Source organism: Frankia alni ACN14a, assembly GCF_000058485.1.
Classification (GTDB): Bacteria; Actinomycetota; Actinomycetes; order Frankiales; family Frankiaceae; genus Frankia; species Frankia alni.
In genome coordinates, this window is the sequence record NC_008278.1 from 7,432,871 (window position 1) to 7,450,523 (window position 17,653).

The following is a 17,653-nucleotide window of genomic DNA, read 5'->3' on the forward strand; positions in this document are numbered from 1 at the left end:
CGGCCCGGCCGGTGGGTCAGGAGCGGCGCAGGGTGGGGTCGATGAAGGCGAGGCGTTCGCGGACCTTGACGGCGAGGTCGCGGAAGTCGGAGTAGCAGCGGCGGACGGCGGTCTGGGTGCCGCCGAGGGCGCCGTCGCCGGCGCGCAGCTCGAACATGGGCTTGCGGGCGTCGTGGGCCAGCGGGATCAGGTTGGCGTAGTGGCGCAGGGTCGCGATCTCGAAGGAACGGTCGTGCGGGCCGGGGTTGCCGCTGGTGAGCACCGAGGTCGCGAAGACCTCGGGGATGCGGTCGAGCCAGCGGTCGTGGGCCTTGGCGGGGCGGTCGGCGCGGGCGGGCGGCTGCATGACGATGTAGCCGATCGGCATCATCAGGCCGCGGGGCGCGGGAATCCGCTCGGGCACTTTCGGCAGCACGGTGCCCTGCCAGGTGGAGCGCCACTCCCGCAGCGTCGGGCCGAGGTTGCGCAGGCCGCGCAGCGAGAACAGGTCGGCGGCCAGCGGCATGAGCACCGTGTCGGCGGACAGCAGCGACGCCCGGTTGATGGCACCGAGGTTCGGGCCGACGTCGATGAGCACGATCTCGGCGCCGACGGTGCGGGCACCGTTGTCGATGACCCGGTGCAGCGCCGTCGTCGTCCGCAGCGCGGCGATGTCCTTGCCGAGAAAGCTGTTCGGCCAGGCGGCGGACAGCCGGTCCTCGAAGACGCTCAGCTCGACGTCTCCGGGCAGCAGCCAGAGGCCGTCCTCGATCATCACCGGGTCGGGCAGCTCGACGTCCCCGACGCCCTCCATGATCGGCGCGATGGCGGTGGCCATCGTGCCCGTGCCGGGGAAGACCCGCGCGGGGCGGGCGTCGAACTCGACGGGCTTCGGGGCCGACGACGCCGTGTCCTCCGGTTCCGCCCAGAGCCGGGTCAGCTCGTCCTCGTCGAGGAACTGCGCGGTCAGGTTCGCCTGCGGGTCGAGGTCGACGGCGAGCACGCGGTGGCCCATCCGCTGGAGCATGTGCGCCAGGTGGTAGGCCAGGGTGGTCTTACCGACGCCACCCTTGTTGTTGAACAGCGCCATCGTGATCATGCGCGGATCCGATCGCGCCGCCGCCCGTGGTTCCGCCGCCCGCCCTGTGTGACCTCACCCCGGTTGTCCCTGTTGTCCGACACGCCAGACATTCTCTCGCCTGCCCGATTCGCGGGCGTGAGCGGGAGACGCCTACCGCGGGCGGTCGCCTCTCGGCAGTGGGCTCCCGCCCGTTCTCGACGACGGGCCCCCGCCCGTCACCACCAGGGACCGAGCGCGGGCCACTCGGGGCGGCCCGGCTCGCGCCCGGTCAGCCAGGCCAGCGCGGCGGTGGTCGGGGCGTCGACGACGACCAGCGTGTCCCCCCGCCCGACCGCGGTCGACGGCCGGTCGCCCGGCGCGAGCAGGACGGTGACCTCCGGCGGCAGCCGCGCCGGCAGGCCCCGCACGGCCCAGGCCCATTCGACCTCGACGTAGGCGGGGCTCAGGTCCGCCCAGCTGGGACCACCGAGGTCGGTGAGGGCGAGATCGACGAGGTGGATCTCGGTCTCCCGCCACCGCAGGAAGACCAGATCGGCGAGGGTCGTCACGCCGTACGTGCTGACCCGGCCGAAGCCGGTGCGCCAGACGTCGACGTGGACGGCGTCCCAGGCCCGCTCCAGCCGCGCGACGGCGGCGGCGACCTCGGCCCGCACGGTGGTGGCCGGCAGGTCGCGGCCGGCGGCGATGTCGCCGTCGCGCTGCTCCTGGCCGCCCGGGTACTGGTCGCGGACGTCGCCCCCGGCCGCCGCCTCGACCATCCCGCTGTGCCCCTCGGCGTTACGGGCCAGGTGGGTGAGCAGGTGGGCCACCGTCCATCCGGGCAGCCCGGACGGGCGGCGCAGCACCTCGTCGTCCACCCGTTCCACCAGGTCCAGCAGCCGGCGGTGGGCCGCGGCGCAGCCGGCGAGGCGATCGTGCGGCACCACGGACGGCCGGTAGTCGGGGCCGGCGGACCACGCCCCGGAGGACGCCGACGGCTCGATGCCGGACTCCTGCGCCGGGCCCGGGTCGGGGCCCACGCCGCCGAGAACCGGACCGAACTCAGGGTCGGCGGCCGCGGCGTCATCGGCTGGGGGAACGCCGACGCCAGCTGGTCGGGAAGAGGACGGGGCAGCCATGCTCCCACCGTGCCCCCTGCGGGCGGCGGTACGCCAGGCGAAACGCCATTCCCGTGACGATGCTCCGAACATCACGGGAAAGCCCGGTTCTAGACCAAGATCACGATCGAATCAGTCGCGACACAGACTCTTTACCGACCAATCCCTTGCTGTCCCGCAAGGCTGCTGGGAGGGTCGAACCCGACTGGACAGCGCCGTCAGGTCAGCGGTGTCGGGATGGGCGACAGACGGAGGCCGAGGGCGGATGCGAGCCGAGCGGTACCCGTGGTGACGACATGACGGCGACCAGCGGTGCCAGGACCAGCGACGCCAGGACCAGCGGTGCCAGGACCAGCGACGCCGGGATCGGGTCGCCGGCGGCGATCGAGCTTGTCGGGGTGGCCAAGGACTACCAGACCCGTGGCCGGGCGGTGCCGGCGGTCAGCCGCGTCGATCTCGCGATCAGGCCGGGCGAGTTCTTCTCGCTGCTCGGGCCGTCGGGGTGCGGCAAGTCGACGACCCTGCGGATGATCGCCGGCTTCGAGGAGCCGACCCGCGGGCGCATCCTGTTGCAGGGGCGCGACGTCACCGCGGTGCCGCCGAACCGCCGGGACGTCAACCTCGTCTTCCAGAGCTACGCCCTCTTCCCGCACCTGGACGTGGCCGGCAACGTGGCGTTCGGCCTGCGCCGGCGCGGGGTCAAGGGGCGTGAGCTGCGGGAGCGGGTCGGGGCGATGCTCGACCTCGTCGAGCTGTCGGAGCTGGCCGACCGGCGGCCGCGGGAGCTCTCCGGCGGCCAGCAGCAGCGGGTGGCGCTAGCCCGCGCGCTGGTCAACCGGCCGGCGGCGCTGCTGCTCGACGAGCCGCTGGGCGCCCTCGACCTCAAGCTTCGCCAGACCATGCAGATCCAGCTCAAGGCCATCCAGCGCGAGGTGGGCATCACCTTCCTCTACGTCACGCACGACCAGGGCGAGGCGTTGACGATGTCCGACCGGATCGCGGTGATGAACGGCGGCCGGGTCGAGCAGCTCGCCTCGCCGCGCGACATCTACGAGCGACCCCGGACCCGCTTCGTCGCCGGGTTCATCGGCACGTCGAACCTGCTGCGCCGCACCGTGCGCGCGCTCGACGCGGCCGGCCCGGGTGGGCGACCGACGGTCGTCCTCGACGCCGGTACCGACGAGCGGCTCAGCGCCCCGCTGCACCCGCCGACGGGCCCGCTGCGCGCCGGGGACCAGGTCGAGCTCACCGTCCGTCCGGAGAAGATCGAGATGTCGGTGAGCCGCCCGGACGGGCCAGGCTGCGCACTGCGCGGCCGCATCGTCGAGGTCGTCTACCTCGGCACCTACACCACGTACACGGTCGCCACCCACGGCGGCACCGAGATCACCGTGTTCTGGCAGAACTCGACCGGCGCCGGCAACGTCGCCGAGCGCGGGGACGAGATCTGGCTGTCCTGGCTGCCGGAACACTCCTACGTCCTGCCCGAGCCAGTAGCCCTGCCCGAGCCGGTAGCCCTGCCCGGATCGGTCGTCCCGCCCGAGACCGTCAACCAGCCTGACTCGGTCGGCCCGCCGGACTCGATCATCCCGCCTCACTCGGTCGTCGCGCCGGACTCGGTCGACCCGCGCGAGACGGTCGTCCCGGCGGCCGGTACCTCCGCGGACCCGGCGGCGTACCGGATCTCCCACTGACAGCTCAGGCCAGCACGCGGGCTCGCGGGCGCACCTGCCGCCGAGCCTGCCCCGACGCAGAGGAACGCGCACCGTGACGCAGCCCGACACCCCCGGCGACGCCGGCCGCTCCGGCGACCACCGAAGCGGCGGCGACGATGTGCGCGCGGCGGCGCTCGCGGACCCCGCGATGCTGCGCGGCCTGACGCGGGCCCGGTTCGGCCGCCGCGGTCTGCTGCGGTTCGCGGGACTGGCCGGTGGGACGGCGTTCCTCGCCGCCTGCGGCGTCAGCGGGGAGAAGAAGGACTCCGCGGGCGCGGATGCCGCGTCGTTCTGGAAGGACCGGACGAAGGCCGGCACCCTCGACTTCGCGAACTGGCCGCTGTACATGGACGTCGGCTCCACCGACGCCGACCATCCGTCGCTGGACATGTTCACGAAGGAGACCGGCATCAAGGTCACCTACCGGGAGGTGATCCAGGACAACGAGTCGTTCTTCGCCCAGATCCGGCCCACGCTGGCCGCGAACCGGTCGATCGGTTACGACCTGATGGTCCTCACCAACGGCATCACGCTGAGCCGGGTGATGCAGCTCGGCTACCTCGCGCCGCTCGACCACGCCAGGCTGCCGACGTTCGCCGCGAACGCCTCGCCGAGCGTGAAGAACCCGACCTACGACCCGGGCAACGCCTTCACGATCCCCTGGCAGTCCGGGCTCACCGGCATCGCCTACGACCCGGCGAGGACCGGCCGCGAGATCACCAGCTACAACGACCTGTTCGACCCGAAGTTCGCCGGCAAGGTCGGCATGTTCGGCGACAACCAGGACCTGCCGAACCTCGCCCTGCTCGGCATCGGCGTCGATCCGGCGAAATCCACCCCGGACGACTGGAAGAAGGCCGCCGCGAAGCTCACCGCGCAGCGCCGGGACGGAATCGTCCGCAAATACTACGACCAGTCCTACATCGACGCCCTGGCCGGCGGGGACCTGTGGATCTCGATGGCCTGGTCCGGCGACGTCTACCAGCAGATCGCCACCGGCACGAACCTGAAGTTCGTGGTGCCGTCCGAGGGCGGTCTGCTGTGGACGGACAACATGTGCATCCCGCGGACCGCGCCGCACCCGGTGGACGCCATCTCCTACATGGACTTCGTCTACCGGCCCGAGATCGCCGGCATGCTCGCGGAGTACATCAACTACATCACGCCGGTGCCGACGGCCGCCGAGCACGTCCCGGCGGACCTGGCGAGGTCCACCCTGCTGTTCCCGTCCGCGGACGAGCTCTCCCGGGTCAGCCGGTTCCGGGTGCTGACCACCGACGAGGAGACCGAGTGGAACCGCATCTTCCAGCCGGTCTACCAGTCATGACGGCCGCCGCCGGCGCAGGCGCGGTGAGGCGGCGGCGGGCCGGGGCGCTCACCCCCTACTTTCTCGTCCTGCCCGGCGGCCTGTGGCTGGCCATCTTCTTCGTCGTGCCGATGGCCGTCATGCTGTCGGTCTCGCTGCAGACCGGAAACGTTGTCGACGGCTTCAGGCAGACCTTCGACCTCGGCATCTACGCCGACGCGATCACCACCTACGACACCCAGTTCATCCGTTCACTCGTCTTTGGCCTGATCGCCACGGTGACGACGATTCTGCTGGCCTATCCGATGGCCTACTGGATTGCCTTCCACGCCGGCCGGAACAAGTCCAACTACCTGTTTCTCGTGCTGCTGCCGTTCTTCGTCTCGTTCGTCATCCGCACGGTCTCCTGGAAGTTCCTGCTCGCCGACGACGGCATCCTGCTCGGCAACCTGAAGGACGCCGGGCTGCTGCCGGCCGACTTCCACGTCCTGGCCACCTCGTTCGCGGTCGTCGCCGGGTTGACGTACAACTTCTTCCCGTTCATGCTGTTGCCGATCTACGTGGCGCTGGAGCGGATCGACCCGCGGCTGCTGGAGGCCGCCGACGACCTGTACGCGAACCGTCGAGGGGTGTTCGGCCGAGTCGTCCTGCCACTGTCGATGCCCGGGGTGTTCGCCGGCTTCCTGCTCACCTTCGTTCCGGCGACGTCGGACTTCGTCAACGCCTACGTCCTCGGCGGCACGAACACCACCATGATCGGGAACATCATCCAGACGACATACCTGACGAACGCGGACTATCCCCTCGCCTCGGCGGTGTCGTTCATCCTGATGGCCGTGCTGCTTGTCGGGATCTTCCTCTACGCCCGCCTGCTCGGCACCAGGGACGTCCTCGAGATGAGCGCACGATGACCCTCCTGGACGCCGCCCCGCCCCGCCTCGACCCGGCGGTCGACGGCCGATCGCGGCCCGCCCGGCGATCCGGCCGGCGCGGCGGGCGGCTGGGCGAACGGCTCCTGCACGCCTACACCTGGCTGATCCTGCTCTGGCTGGTGCTGCCGATCATCGTGATGATCGTGTTCGGATTCAACGACCGGGTGGGCAAGCGCAACAACACCTGGAACGGCTTCACCCTGCGCTGGTGGGGCGAGCTGTTCGCCATTCCCGACCTCACCACCGCGCTGGTCAACTCGCTGACGATCGCGTTGCTGTCCACCGCCGTCGCCACCGTGCTCGGCACCCTGATGGGCCTCGCGCTCGGCCGGCACGGCTTCCGCGGTCGCGGCGGCGTGGAACTGCTGATGTTCGCCAACATCGCCGCGCCCGAGGTGGTGCTCGGCGCGTCGCTGCTGTCGCTGTTCATCACGATGGGCGTGCCGCGGGGCTACCTGACCATCCTCATCGCGCACATCATGTTCACCATCTCCTACGTGGCGGTGGTCGTGCGGGCCCGGCTCGCCGGTTTCGACAGCTCCGTCGAGGAGGCCGCACGCGATCTGGGGGCCGGCCCGCTCACCACGTTCCGCCTGGTCACGCTGCCGCTCATCCTGCCGGGGGTGGTCTCGGGGGCGTTGCTCGCCTTCGCGATGTCGATCGACGAGTACGTCATCACGACGTTCAACGCGGGCAGCACGCTGACGTTCCCGCTGTGGGTGTTCGGCGCCACCCGGGTCGGTGTGCCACCCCAGGTCAACGTGATGGCCACGATCATCTTCGTGGTCGGCGTGCTGCTGGCGCTCGGCAACGCCCTCCTGCTGCGCCGCCGCCGGGTCTGACCCCGGACCGGCCGTACCATACGGAAAATCGACGAGAGGAGGAGGGGATGTTCACCACGCCCCGCTTCCTGCAGGGCATCGTCCCGTTCGAAGGCAGGGGCCTGGACGCGCCGTACCCGCTCGGACCGGCGTTCAGCTACGTGGTCCCGGCCGGTGTCACCGCCCAGCCGCTGTACTTCCGCGGCGGCAACTCGACGGACGAGCTGATCTGCCTGATCCTGCAGCGGGACGGTGCGCCGATGCGCTTCTTCCCGATCGGCGCCCGGGCCTCGGTCCACGTTCCGTTGCGCGTGGTCGAGGATCTGGCTCCCGCGACCCGTATCGAACTGCACCTCGCCGCCCCCGCGGGTCTGCTCGGCATGCTCGTCGCCGACGTCGGGATCGTCGAACTCTGACCGGGCGGCAGCGGCTCAGTCCTCGGGAGGCCGGCTGCGGCGGTCCCGCTTCGTCGCGGACCGCTGCTTCTTCGCCTGCAGGCGCCGCTCGACGGCGCCGCGCGAGGGCCGCGTCGCCCGCCGCGGCCGGGGTGGCGGGGCGGTCGCCACCCGCAGGGCGTCGACCAGCCGGTCGAGCGCGGCCTCCCGATTGCGCAGCTGCGAGCGCTGCTCGCTGGCGACGACGGTGAACACACCGTCGGTGAGCCGGTCGCCCAGGCGCGCGAGTGCGCGCTGACGCAGCGTCGGCGACAACGCCGGCGAACCGGCGACGTCGAAGGAGAGCTCCACCCGCGAGTCGGAGGTGTTCACCGACTGGCCACCCGGCCCGGACGAGCGCGAATACCGCCAGCGCAGCTCGGCCGAGGGCAGCACGAGACCCGGGCGAACCGGGATCTCACGGGGCAGCATGGCTCCCATGGTGCCCGATCACGGACTCGACGTCAGGCGAGTTCCGCGCCACCGAGCAGGCCAGCGGGCGAACGGGCGAACAGCCGCGGGCGCCCCGCCGCCGCGACGAAGGTCAGCGGCCTGCGGCCGGCGACCCGGTGGTGGACGTCGCCTCCCGCCAGAGGTCGATCTCCTCCTTGCCCCGGGACCGCCGCCGGGCCGCGGAGAAGGCGGCCCCCGCACCAGCCAGCAGCGCCAGCACGGTCATCTTGCGCGCCATGTCGACTCCTTCGTCGGCGTCCTCGGCCCGGGGTGGCCCAGTCGTTCCACGTTATCCCGACCGGCGAGCGAACCGTCGATCGAACCGTTGACCGGACGGGCGACGGACGGGCGACGGATCAGCGACGCAGCAGGCCGCGCAGTCGGGAGCGGGCGGGCCAGGACGGCGGCGGCCCGGACACCTCGTAGGCGGGGAACGCCCGCTCGGCCACGTCGACCAGCATCGCCACGTCGATGGGCCGCAGCACCACCCCGGCGGACAGGATGTACTCGGCCACCCCGGTGGCGGGCAGCAGCAGCACGCCCTCGACGAGGGCGAGGCCGGCCGGAACCTCCGCGCGGGCGAACGCGACGACCGGTTGGACCTCGAGCTGCCAGCCGTCCGGCAGCTCGCCGAGCAGTTGGGCGGTGGCCTCCTCGCCCATCCACGCCACCAGGCCGAGCATCGCCCGCAGCGGCACCTTGCCGGCCCAGACGCCGGCCGCGTTCTGCCGGACGGGCCCCTGGTGGGCGTCGGTCTCGACCACCCAGGCCCCGGACGGCCCGATGACGAGGTGGTCGATGTTGCCGGCCGAGTCCGCGAGGCAGCGGTCGTGCAGGACGGTGTAGCCGGCGCGGACCAGCCGGTCGAGCGCGCGGGCGGTGCTGCGTTCGGCCTCCGCGTCCTCGCGCCAGGCCTCGATCTCCGGCGGGGTGCGCAGGAAACGCACGGCCCCGACGACACCGACCGCGAGCGCGGCGAGCACCGCGAGCTGGGCGGTGGCGAGGCCGGGCAGCCCGGCAAGGGCACACAGCACGGCGAGGACCAGGGCCGCGCCCACGGCGAGGGCCCCGCCGACGGCCAGCACCCGACCTTTGTGATCTCCGCGTTCGGCGGAATACAACTGTTTACGCCGCAGGTACTCGGCCATGGCCGAACGTCCCGCTGACTGTCGATCGGACACGGCCGCGGTCACCACCTCCCGGCGCCGTCATGACGCCGTCGCGCTCGGCGTTGTCTCCGGGTCCGGGACCGGGGCGGGCGCCAGTTCGTCACGGCGCGCTACCGGCTTTCTGGTCCATCCCGGTCACCATTCCATCGAATACACAACAGCGACAGGGTCAGGGGCGTGGAATATGCGAGCGAGAACCACGTTGAACCCACATCTATACCACCCCTCGGCGAACCGGCCGAGGCGACACCACACGCGACGGCCGGTACGGAGCGGGCCGGGCAGGGGAGGACTCCCCGGGAAGGCCGCCATGGGGCGCCGTGCCGACCGCTGGCAGCACCGAGAGGGAGCCGCAGGATGCCACGTCACGTGTCACTCCGGGGATCCGGGGACGAGGAGCAGCCGTCGTCCCACCGATCGCCCGGAGCACCGTCGCCAGGCCGACAGTCGCCTGCCGGACAGCCCGCAGCCCCGGCTCGCCCGGACCGGCCGGTCGACCTCGACGCGGTGTGGGCCTTCGCCGCCGGCTGCGTCACCCCGACCGAGAAGCCCGCGGGTGGGTCGGGCTCGGTACCCGCCCGCGACGTCCCGCGCCCCGGGACGTCGGCGGACTCCGAGACGTCGGCGGGCCCCGAGCCGTCGGTGGGGATCGGGACGTCGGTGGGGATCGAGACGGAGTGGTTCGTGGTGGACACCCGGGTGGTCCACCAGCCGGTCCCGCCCGAGCGGACCCGTCGGGCGCTCGGCCGGATCTCCGGCCTGATCACCGGCGCCGCCGGACCGGTCCTGCCGGGGGGCAGCCGGCTCACCTTCGAACCCGGCGGCCAGTTGGAGCTGTCGGGTCCGCCGGCCGGGCTCGCGGCCGCCGTCCAGTCCACCGCCGCGGACCTGCACCTGGTGCGGGCGGCGCTGGCCGAGGACGGCCTCGCGATCGTCGGGATGGGGGTCGACCCGCTGCGCGCCGGGGTGCGCCAGACCACCGCATCCCGGTACGCCGCCATGGAGGAGCACTTCCGGACCGGCGGGGGGACCTCCGGCGAGGTGATGATGCGTTCGACCGCGTCCGTCCAGGTGAATCTGGATCTCGGCACCACGCCCGCGCAGGCGGCCGAGCGGTTTCGGCTGGCGCACGCCGTCGGGCCGGTGCTGACCGCGATGTTCGCCGCCTCGCCGGCGTTGGCCGGCCGGCGTACCGGCTGGCGCTCGACCCGCCAGGCGGTCTGGTCGGGCATCGACGCGGGTCGCACCGGCTCCGTGCTGGACCTGCCCGCGCAGCCGGCGGCGGGCGGCGACGCGGGTCCCGGTGCGGCGGCGGCGCGCTCCGGTGATCTCGCCGACCGCTGGGCGCGGTACCTGCTGGCGGCGAAGCTGATGATGATCGGCGACCCGCTGGGCGACGTCGGGCCCGGCGAGGACCGCCGCTTCGTCGCGGCCACCGGCGGGCACACGTTCGGGGACTGGGTCGCCGGGCGGGGCCCGGTCGAGCGCGCGCCCACCCTCGACGATCTGTCGTACCACGCGACGACGCTGTTTCCCCCCGTCCGCCCACGGGGCTGGTGGGAACTGCGCTACCTCGACGCCCAGCCGGCAGAGGGCTGGCGGGTGGCGGTGGCGGTGGCGACCGCCCTGCTCGACGATCCGGTCGCGGCCGCGGCGGCGGCGCAGGTCTGCGCGCCGGTGGCGCGGCGCTGGCCGGCGGCCGCGATGCTCGGCATGGCCGACGAGCCCCTGCGGCTGGCGGCGGTGCGCTGCCTGGAGCTGGCCGCCGCCGCGCTGCGCCGTGCCGGCTGCGCCGACCTCGCGGACGCGGTCGAGCTGTTCTCCGAACGCTATCCCCAGCGGGGCCGATGTCCGGCCGACGAGCTGTCCGAGCGGTTCATCCTGATCGGCCCGGCCGGCCTGCTGCGCGAGGAGGCACACCTGTGCGTATCGGTCGCCTGACCCAGGATCCGACGCCCTCGGCGACGCCGGTCACCGCCGAGGCCGTGGCCGGCGCGCTCGACCTCGCGCGGGCGCGCTCGCTGGCCTACACCGACATCGACGCCGAGGAACTCGTCCGCCAGCATTCGCCGCTGATGTCGCCGCTGATCTGGGACCTCGCCCACATCGGCAACTACGAGGACCTCTGGCTGGTGCGCGTGCTCGGCGACGCCGCCGCGACCCGGCCGGGTCTGGACGACGTTTACGACGCCTTCCGGCACAGCCGGGCCAGCCGGATCCGCCTGGCCCTGCTCGACCCGGCCGAGGCTCGTGCCTACCTGCGCGAGGTCCGCGGCCGGACCCTCGACGTCCTCGACCGGCTCGCGCCGCTGCCCGCCGACGCCGGGTCGCCCGACGCGCCGCCGCCCTTCGGCGCCGGTGGACCCGGCGATCCAGCCGGCCCCGGCAGCCCCGGCAGCCCCGGCAGCCCGGTGAGCCCCGGCGGCCGGGTGAGCCCCGGCGGCCCGGCCGCGGACCGGCGCCGGCTGCTCGCCGGCGGCTTCGTCTACGGCATGGTCATCCAGCACGAGCACCAGCACGACGAGACGATGCTCGCCACCCATCAGCTGCGCGCCGGACCGCCACTGCTCGCCCCGGGCCGGACGCCGCCGCCCGGACGGACCATCCCGCGCGCCGAGGTGCTGGTGCCGGCCGGGCCGTGCACGCTCGGCACGAGCACCGAGCCCTGGGCCTACGACAACGAGCGGCCCGCGCACCAGGTGGACCTGCCGGCGTTCTGGATCGACACCCTGCCGGTGTCCAACCGGGCGCACATCGCCTTCATCGACGCCGGCGGCTACGACGACGAACGGCTGTGGTCGCCGGCGGGCTGGCAGTGGCGCATGCAGGAGAACCTCACGGCGCCGGCGTTCTGGTGGCGCGACGGGGCGGTGTGGCTGCGTCGGCGCTTCGGCCGGGTCGAGCCGGTGCCGCTGGACGAGCCGGTCCAGCACGTCTGCTGGTACGAGGCCGAGGCGCACGCCCGCTGGGCCGGCCGCCGGCTGCCCACGGAGGCGGAGTGGGAGAAGGCCGCCGCCCACGACCCGGCCACCGGACGTTCACGGCGCTATCCGTGGGGGGACACCGATCCGACGCCGGAGCATGCCAATCTGGGGCATCGCACGAGTGGCCCGGCCCCGCTGGGGGCCTATCCCGCGGGCGCGAGTCCCTGCGGAGCCGAGCAGATGATCGGGGACGTGTGGGAATGGACCGCGAGCGGTTTCACCCCGTATCCGGGTTTCCGCTCCCATCCCTACCGTGAGTACAGCGAGGTCTTCTTCCCGAAGCCGGGAGCGGATTCGCCGTTCCGGATCCTGCGCGGGGGAAGCTGGGCGACGGACCCCGCAGCCGTGCGCACCACCTTCCGCAACTGGGACTACCCGATCCGCCGGCAGATCTTCGCGGGCTTCCGCCTGGCCCGCGACGCCGGCTGAGCCGATGTGCCGCCACCTGGCCTGGCTCGGCGCGCCGCGTACTCTGGCGCAGCTGACCATGGACCCCCCGCACAGCCTGTTGCGCCAGTCCTGGGCGCCGCGCCGAATGCGGCACGGCACGATCAACGCCGACGGCTTCGGGGTCGGCTGGTACGCCCCGGCGCTGCGTGCCCAGCCGGCCCGGGTGCGTCGCGCAGTGCCGATGTGGACGGACGCCTCCTACGCGTCGATGGCGGGTGCGATCGCGTCCGGCTGCGTGCTGGCCGCGGTGCGCAGCGCCAGCGTGGGGATGCCCGTGGAGGAGTCCTCGACGGCTCCGTTCACCGACGGGACCCGGCTGCTCAGCCACAACGGGCGCGTCGACCCCACGGCGGTGCGGGCGCTGCTGCGCGAGCGGCCCGACGCTCCGGCGCCCGACTCCGCCTGCGACTCGGCGCTGCTGGCCGCGCTGGTCTGGGAGCGGGCCGCGACACGTCCCCTGGCCGACGCCGTGGCCGACGTCGTGTTGTCCCTCAGTGGCGCCGGGCTCGCGGACCGGCGTGCGGGTGGCATCGTGCCGTGGGCCGGCGACTGGGCGTCCGGGACGGGACCGCAGCCCGCCCCGCCGCCGACGGCGGTGGCCGGCGAGGACGTGGCGCGGCTGAACCTGCTGGTGACGGACGGCACCCAGCTCGTCGCGACCGCCTGGCTGGACAGCCTGTCCTACCGGGTAGAGCCGGACGGCATCCTGGTCGCAAGCGAGCCACATGATGACGAACCCGGCTGGGTCGACGTTCCGGACCATCATCTCCTCTTGACCGACACACGCAAAGTTACTCTTCGTAGTTTGATCCCTTAGATCGGTTACTGTGGGTTGCACCACGTCGATGGAGGGCGCCACGATGACACCGAGGACTCCGACGACCACCCCCGCGGGTGCCGCCGGCACCACCGGAGCGGACCGCACCACCGGCACGAACCACACCAGCGACACGAACCACACCAGCGACACGAACCACACCGCGAGCGGTGGCGGGACGGTCGCGGCGGCGGCGCCGGCGGGGCTGACCCTGGACCGGCACGTGGACCCGGCGGATCGCGCCGTCAACCTGGCCCGCGACGTGCTCACCGGACTCACCGCGAACCCGCGGGAACTGCCGCCCAAGTGGTTCTACGACGCCACCGGCGGCATGCTGTTCGACGAGATCACCAGGCTGCCGGAGTACTACCCCACCCGGCGTGAGCGGGCGATCCTCGACGGCCACGCGGGCGCCATCGCGGCCGCCTGCGCCGCGGACACGCTCGTCGAACTGGGCTCGGGAACGTCCGAGAAGACCCGGCTGCTGCTCGAAGCCCTGCGCGCCGGCGGCGGCCTGCGCCGATTCGTCGCGTTCGACGTCGACGAGACCACGCTCGCGCAGGCCGGTCGCGGCCTCATCACGGCCTACCCGGACCTCGCCGTGCACGCCGTCGTCGGCGACTTCGAGCGGCACCTGGCGCACCTGCCCGGCGGCGGTCGGCGCCTGATCGCCTTCCTCGGCGGCACGATCGGCAACATGCGGCCCGCCCAGCGCGGTGCCTTCCTGCGCGCGCTGCGCGAGCAGTGCGGCGCCACCGACGCCCTGCTGCTCGGGACGGACCTGGTCAAGGATCCGGACCGCCTCGTCGCCGCCTACGACGACGGGGCCGGGGTGACCGCCGCGTTCAACCGCAACGTGCTCACCGTGATCAACCGGGAGCTGGGCGCGGACTTCGACATCCGCGGCTTCGCCCATGTCGCCTGCTGGAACGCGGCGGACTCCTGGATCGAGATGCGGCTGCGCGCGGTCCGCGACCAGCGGGTGACCATCGACTCCCTCGCGCTGGAGATCGAGTTCGAGCGCGGGGAGGACCTGCTGACCGAGATCAGCACGAAGTTCACCCGGGACGGCATCTCCGCGGAGCTGGCGGACGCCGGCTGGGCGGTGGCCCACCAGTGGACCGACCCCGAGGGCGACTTCGCCGTGACCCTCGCGACGCCGTCGACCTCGCCCTCGGCGGCCCCGGTCTGAGCCCCCCGGCGGCCCGCCCCCGCCCCGACGCGATGCCGGCAGGCCGTCAACCGCGCCCGTCGCAGCCGCAGCTGCGTCCGTCGCGGCCGCCTCGGCGTCAGCCGCCGAGGAGGCTGACGTCGCGGGCGGCGCCGGTCGACGCCGAGGTCGCCATCGCGGCGTAGGCGCGCAGGGCCGCCGAGACGGCGCGCTCCCGGTTCGCCGGCCGGTAGCCGCCGGCTGCCTCCAGCTCGGCACGGCGCCGCGCCAGTTCCTCGTCCGAGACGAGCAGTTCCAGCCGGCGCGTCGGAATGTCGATGTCGATGACGTCACCGTCACGGACGAGGGCGATCGTGCCGCCGTGCGCCGCCTCCGGCGAGACGTGGCCGATCGACAGGCCCGAGCTCCCGCCGGAGAACCGGCCGTCGGTGATCAGCGCGCACTTGGGCCCGAGCCCCCGCCCCTTGAGGAAGGCGGTCGGGTAGAGCATCTCCTGCATGCCGGGGCCGCCGCGGGGACCCTCGTACCGGACGATGATCACGTCGCCGGGCTGGACCCGCTTGTTGAGGATGGCGTCGACCGCGTCCTCCTGGCTTTCGACGACGAGCGCCGGGCCGCGGAAGGACCACTGGCTTTCGTCCACCCCGGCGGTCTTGACGACCGCGCCGTCGGTGGCGAGGTTGCCGAACAGGACGGCGAGGCCACCCTCGGCGGAGTAGGCGTGCTCGACGGAGCGGATGCAGCCGTTCTCCGCGTCGGTGTCGAGGGAGTCCCAGCGGTTGGTCGAGCTGAACGGCTCGATCGTGCGCACCCCGCCCGGCGCCGCGTGGAACAGCTCGACGGCGTCCGGCGACGGCTGCGCGCCGCGGACGTCCCAGCGGTCGAGGAACTCCCGCAGGCTGGCCGCGTGCACCGAGTGGGTGTTCCGGTCGAGCAGGCCGGCCCGGTCCAGCTCGCCGAGGATCGCCGGGATCCCGCCGGCCCGGTGCACGTCCTCCATGTAGTAGTGGGTGGAGCTGGGAGCGACCTTGCACAGGCAGGGCACGGTGCGCGAGATCTGGTCGATGTCGGCGAGCGTGACGTCGACGCCGGCCTCGACGGCGGCGGCGAGCAGGTGCAGCACGGTGTTCGTCGAGCCGCCCATGGCCACGTCCACGGCGAACGCGTTACGGAACGCAGCCGCCGTCGCGATCGAGCGGGGCAGGACGGCCTCGTCGTCCTTCTCGTAGTAGCGCCGGGCCAGGTCGACGACGAGGCGGCCGGCCTCGACGAACAGCTCGCGGCGGGCGGCGGCGGTGGCCAGTGTCGAGCCGTTGCCCGGCAGGGACAGGCCCATCGCCTCGGTCAGGCAGTTCATCGAGTTCGCGGTGAACATGCCCGAGCAGGAGCCGCAGGTCGGGCAGGCCGACCGCTCGATCGTCGACAGGTCGCCGTCGGAGACCTCCGGGTTCACCGCCGCGGACATCGCCGTGATGAGGTCGAGCTTCGACCGGGCGGTGCCGCCGGAGATCACCGCGTTGCCGGACTCCATCGCCCCGCCGGAGACGAACACGGTCGGGATGTTGAGCCGCAGTGCCGCGAGCAGCATGCCCGGTGTGATCTTGTCGCAGTTGGAGATGCAGACCAGCGCGTCGGCGCAGTGCGCGTTGACCATGTACTCGACGCTGTCGGCGATGATCTCCCGCGACGGCAGGGAGTACAGCATCCCGCCGTGTCCCATCGCGATGCCGTCGTCGACCGCGATCGTGTTGAACTCCCGGCCCACTCCCCCGGACTCCGCCACCGCCTCCGCGACCAGGGCGCCGAGGTTACGCAGGTGCACGTGGCCCGGCACGAACTGGGTGAAGCTGTTCGCGATGGCGATGATCGGCTTACCGAAGTCGTCATCGGTCATGCCGGTCGCGCGCCACAGGGCGCGGGCCCCGGCCATGTTCCGGCCATGCGTGGTGGTACGGGAGCGGAGTGCGGGCATCTCGACCTCGGACGTCACGACGGCTACGCCCCGACGGGGCCGCCGGCAGCGGACTGGCGATGTCACGACGGTACGCCACATCCCGGGCGCCACCCTTGAGGACGCCAGGCGGGCAGGCGCTCTGGCGTCGAGGTCGGGTGACCGGGGACCGGTCAGCCGTCGGAGTCGGGTTCGTCGGGAGCCGACCGTGGCTGGCGTGAAGACGCGTCACCCGGACGCTGCCCGGGCGGCGGGGCCGCCCAGGGGTAGCCGGCGATCCGCCGCCCGCCGCCCCGTCGACCCGTCGGGCCGGGCGGCGAACCGGCGCCGGTCGCCGGCCCGCCGTCGGACCCACCGACCGGCGTGGTCGGATCGGCCGGGCCGTCGAGATCGTCCCCGCCGCCCGGGCCGGCCGCGGTGTCCGTGAGCCCGTCGAAGGTCGGCGGGTAATCGGGGATCGGCGGGATCGGTGGCAAGTCGGGGATCGGTGGAAAGTCGGGAATGGAGGGGAAGTCGGGGTCCGACCGGTGCCCGGCCAGCGGCGGGTAGTCCGGGATCGACGGGAAGTCCGGTCCGGGCGGGCCGTCCTCGACCCCCGGTGGGCGGGCGTCGGGCTTCCCGGGAGGGGTCCTGTCGCGACCACCGGTCGCCGGGCCGCCCGTCGGCGCGCCCGGCCAACCTGGAGGCCCGGGCTGACCCGGGCCTCCAGGTTGGCCAGCCTGCCCCGGAAAGCCGCGCTGACCGGGATAGCCGGGCTGACCGGGATAGCCCGCCTGACCGGGAAAACCGGGCTGACCCGGATAGCCAGCTTGACCTGGATGGCCCGCCTGACCGGGAAAACCGGGCTGACCCGGATAGCCTGCCTGACCCGGAAAACCGGGCTGACCCGGATAGCCCGGATAGCCGAGCTGACCCGGAGGGCCGATCGGCTGACCGGGGTAACCTGCCGGCTGATGACCGCCGGGTCCCGGCTGGCCGGGCTGCGGCGGGCCGCCGCGGGCCCCCTTCCGGCTGGTCGGGGGCCGGTGGCGGCGCCACCGGTCCCTGATCAGCCAGACGAGTCCCAGCGAGGCGGCGGTGCCGGCGATCGGCCCCACCGAGGCTCGCGCGATGAGTAGGAAGAGGGTCAGGACGCCGGTGAAGACGTAGCCGGTGACGAAGAAGACGAACGGGCGGACCTTGAACCTGGTGATCTGCTCGCGGAGCAGGATCGCCAGGAACAGCCAGATGAGGAAGCCGAAGAAGCCGGCCATCAACGGCGCGACGAACAGAAACCCGAAGAACGTTCCCATG

16 protein-coding genes are annotated in these 17,653 nt (G+C 72.9%); 9 read left to right on the forward strand and 7 right to left on the reverse strand.

Annotated features, from left to right (window positions below):
* Positions 1-16: 16 nt before the first annotated feature.
* Both FRAAL_RS29825 and FRAAL_RS29830 read right to left on the reverse strand, forming a co-directional pair.
* Positions 17-1,078, reverse strand: a complete 1,062-nt coding sequence (locus FRAAL_RS29825; protein WP_011607865.1) for a ParA family protein — start codon at positions 1,076-1,078, stop codon at positions 17-19.
* Positions 1,079-1,275: 197 nt separating this feature from the next.
* A complete protein-coding gene (locus FRAAL_RS29830) occupies positions 1,276-2,178 on the reverse strand; it encodes a maleylpyruvate isomerase family mycothiol-dependent enzyme (RefSeq protein ID WP_041939993.1) in 903 nt (300 codons plus the stop codon).
* Between the two features lie 275 nt (positions 2,179-2,453).
* Between FRAAL_RS29830 and FRAAL_RS29835 the strand changes: the two genes are divergently transcribed.
* The 5 genes from FRAAL_RS29835 (at position 2,454) to FRAAL_RS29855 (ending at position 7,347) form a co-directional block, all read left to right on the forward strand.
* Positions 2,454-3,851 (forward strand): ABC transporter ATP-binding protein, encoded by a 1,398-nt coding sequence (locus FRAAL_RS29835; protein WP_011607867.1) that lies wholly within the window; start codon positions 2,454-2,456, stop codon positions 3,849-3,851.
* Between the two features lie 73 nt (positions 3,852-3,924).
* The gene (locus FRAAL_RS29840) at positions 3,925-5,199 is read left to right on the forward strand and encodes an ABC transporter substrate-binding protein (protein ID WP_011607868.1); all 1,275 of its coding nucleotides are present in this window, start codon (positions 3,925-3,927) and stop codon (positions 5,197-5,199) included.
* Positions 5,196-6,089 (forward strand): ABC transporter permease, encoded by an 894-nt coding sequence (locus FRAAL_RS29845; protein WP_050997296.1) that lies wholly within the window; start codon positions 5,196-5,198, stop codon positions 6,087-6,089. Before FRAAL_RS29840 ends, FRAAL_RS29845 begins: the two co-directional genes overlap by 4 nt.
* A complete protein-coding gene (locus tag FRAAL_RS29850) occupies positions 6,086-6,952 on the forward strand; it encodes an ABC transporter permease (RefSeq protein WP_011607870.1) in 867 nt (288 codons plus the stop codon). The genes FRAAL_RS29845 and FRAAL_RS29850 overlap by 4 nt, the downstream gene beginning before the upstream one ends.
* Before the next feature lie 47 nt (positions 6,953-6,999).
* Entirely contained in the window at positions 7,000-7,347 is a 348-nt protein-coding gene (locus FRAAL_RS29855) for a hypothetical protein (protein ID WP_011607871.1), read from the forward strand.
* A gap of 15 nt (positions 7,348-7,362) precedes the next feature.
* Here FRAAL_RS29855 and arfB read toward each other — a convergent pair whose 3' ends face one another.
* The 3 genes from arfB to FRAAL_RS29870 all read right to left on the reverse strand — a co-directional run bounded on the left by arfB (position 7,363) and on the right by FRAAL_RS29870 (position 8,966).
* Complete coding sequence (gene arfB / locus FRAAL_RS29860) at positions 7,363-7,797, reverse strand: alternative ribosome rescue aminoacyl-tRNA hydrolase ArfB (RefSeq protein WP_041939994.1); 435 nt, start codon at positions 7,795-7,797, stop codon at positions 7,363-7,365.
* 112 nt (positions 7,798-7,909) lie between these two features.
* A complete protein-coding gene (locus tag FRAAL_RS29865; protein WP_011607873.1) occupies positions 7,910-8,056 on the reverse strand; it encodes a DLW-39 family protein in 147 nt (48 codons plus the stop codon).
* A gap of 118 nt (positions 8,057-8,174) precedes the next feature.
* Positions 8,175-8,966, reverse strand: a complete 792-nt coding sequence (locus FRAAL_RS29870) for a nuclease-related domain-containing protein (RefSeq protein WP_011607874.1) — start codon at positions 8,964-8,966, stop codon at positions 8,175-8,177.
* Between the two features lie 378 nt (positions 8,967-9,344).
* Here FRAAL_RS29870 and egtA point away from each other — a divergent pair, with 378 nt between their 5' ends.
* Genes egtA through egtD form a run of 4 tightly spaced genes read left to right on the forward strand, consistent with a single transcriptional unit; the run spans position 9,345 to position 14,430 of the window.
* Positions 9,345-10,928, forward strand: a complete 1,584-nt coding sequence (gene egtA / locus FRAAL_RS29875) for an ergothioneine biosynthesis glutamate--cysteine ligase EgtA (RefSeq protein ID WP_041939995.1) — start codon at positions 9,345-9,347, stop codon at positions 10,926-10,928.
* Positions 10,910-12,400 (forward strand): ergothioneine biosynthesis protein EgtB, encoded by a 1,491-nt coding sequence (gene egtB, locus FRAAL_RS29880; protein ID WP_011607876.1) that lies wholly within the window; start codon positions 10,910-10,912, stop codon positions 12,398-12,400. Before egtA ends, egtB begins: the two co-directional genes overlap by 19 nt.
* 4 nt (positions 12,401-12,404) lie before the next feature.
* Positions 12,405-13,238, forward strand: coding sequence for an ergothioneine biosynthesis protein EgtC (gene egtC, locus FRAAL_RS29885; protein WP_011607877.1), 834 nt, complete (start codon positions 12,405-12,407; stop codon positions 13,236-13,238).
* A gap of 43 nt (positions 13,239-13,281) precedes the next feature.
* Positions 13,282-14,430, forward strand: coding sequence for an L-histidine N(alpha)-methyltransferase (gene egtD / locus FRAAL_RS29890; RefSeq protein WP_041939996.1), 1,149 nt, complete (start codon positions 13,282-13,284; stop codon positions 14,428-14,430).
* A gap of 97 nt (positions 14,431-14,527) precedes the next feature.
* On the opposite strand, the gene ilvD is transcribed toward egtD, so the two are convergent.
* Both ilvD and FRAAL_RS33405 read right to left on the reverse strand, forming a co-directional pair.
* Positions 14,528-16,381: a dihydroxy-acid dehydratase gene (gene ilvD / locus FRAAL_RS29895; RefSeq protein WP_041941157.1), complete on the reverse strand. Its 1,854-nt coding sequence runs from the start codon at positions 16,379-16,381 to the stop codon at positions 14,528-14,530.
* Between the two features lie 152 nt (positions 16,382-16,533).
* Entirely contained in the window at positions 16,534-17,652 is a 1,119-nt protein-coding gene (locus FRAAL_RS33405) for a hypothetical protein (protein WP_011607880.1), read from the reverse strand.
* Between the last annotated feature and the right edge of the window lies 1 nt (position 17,653).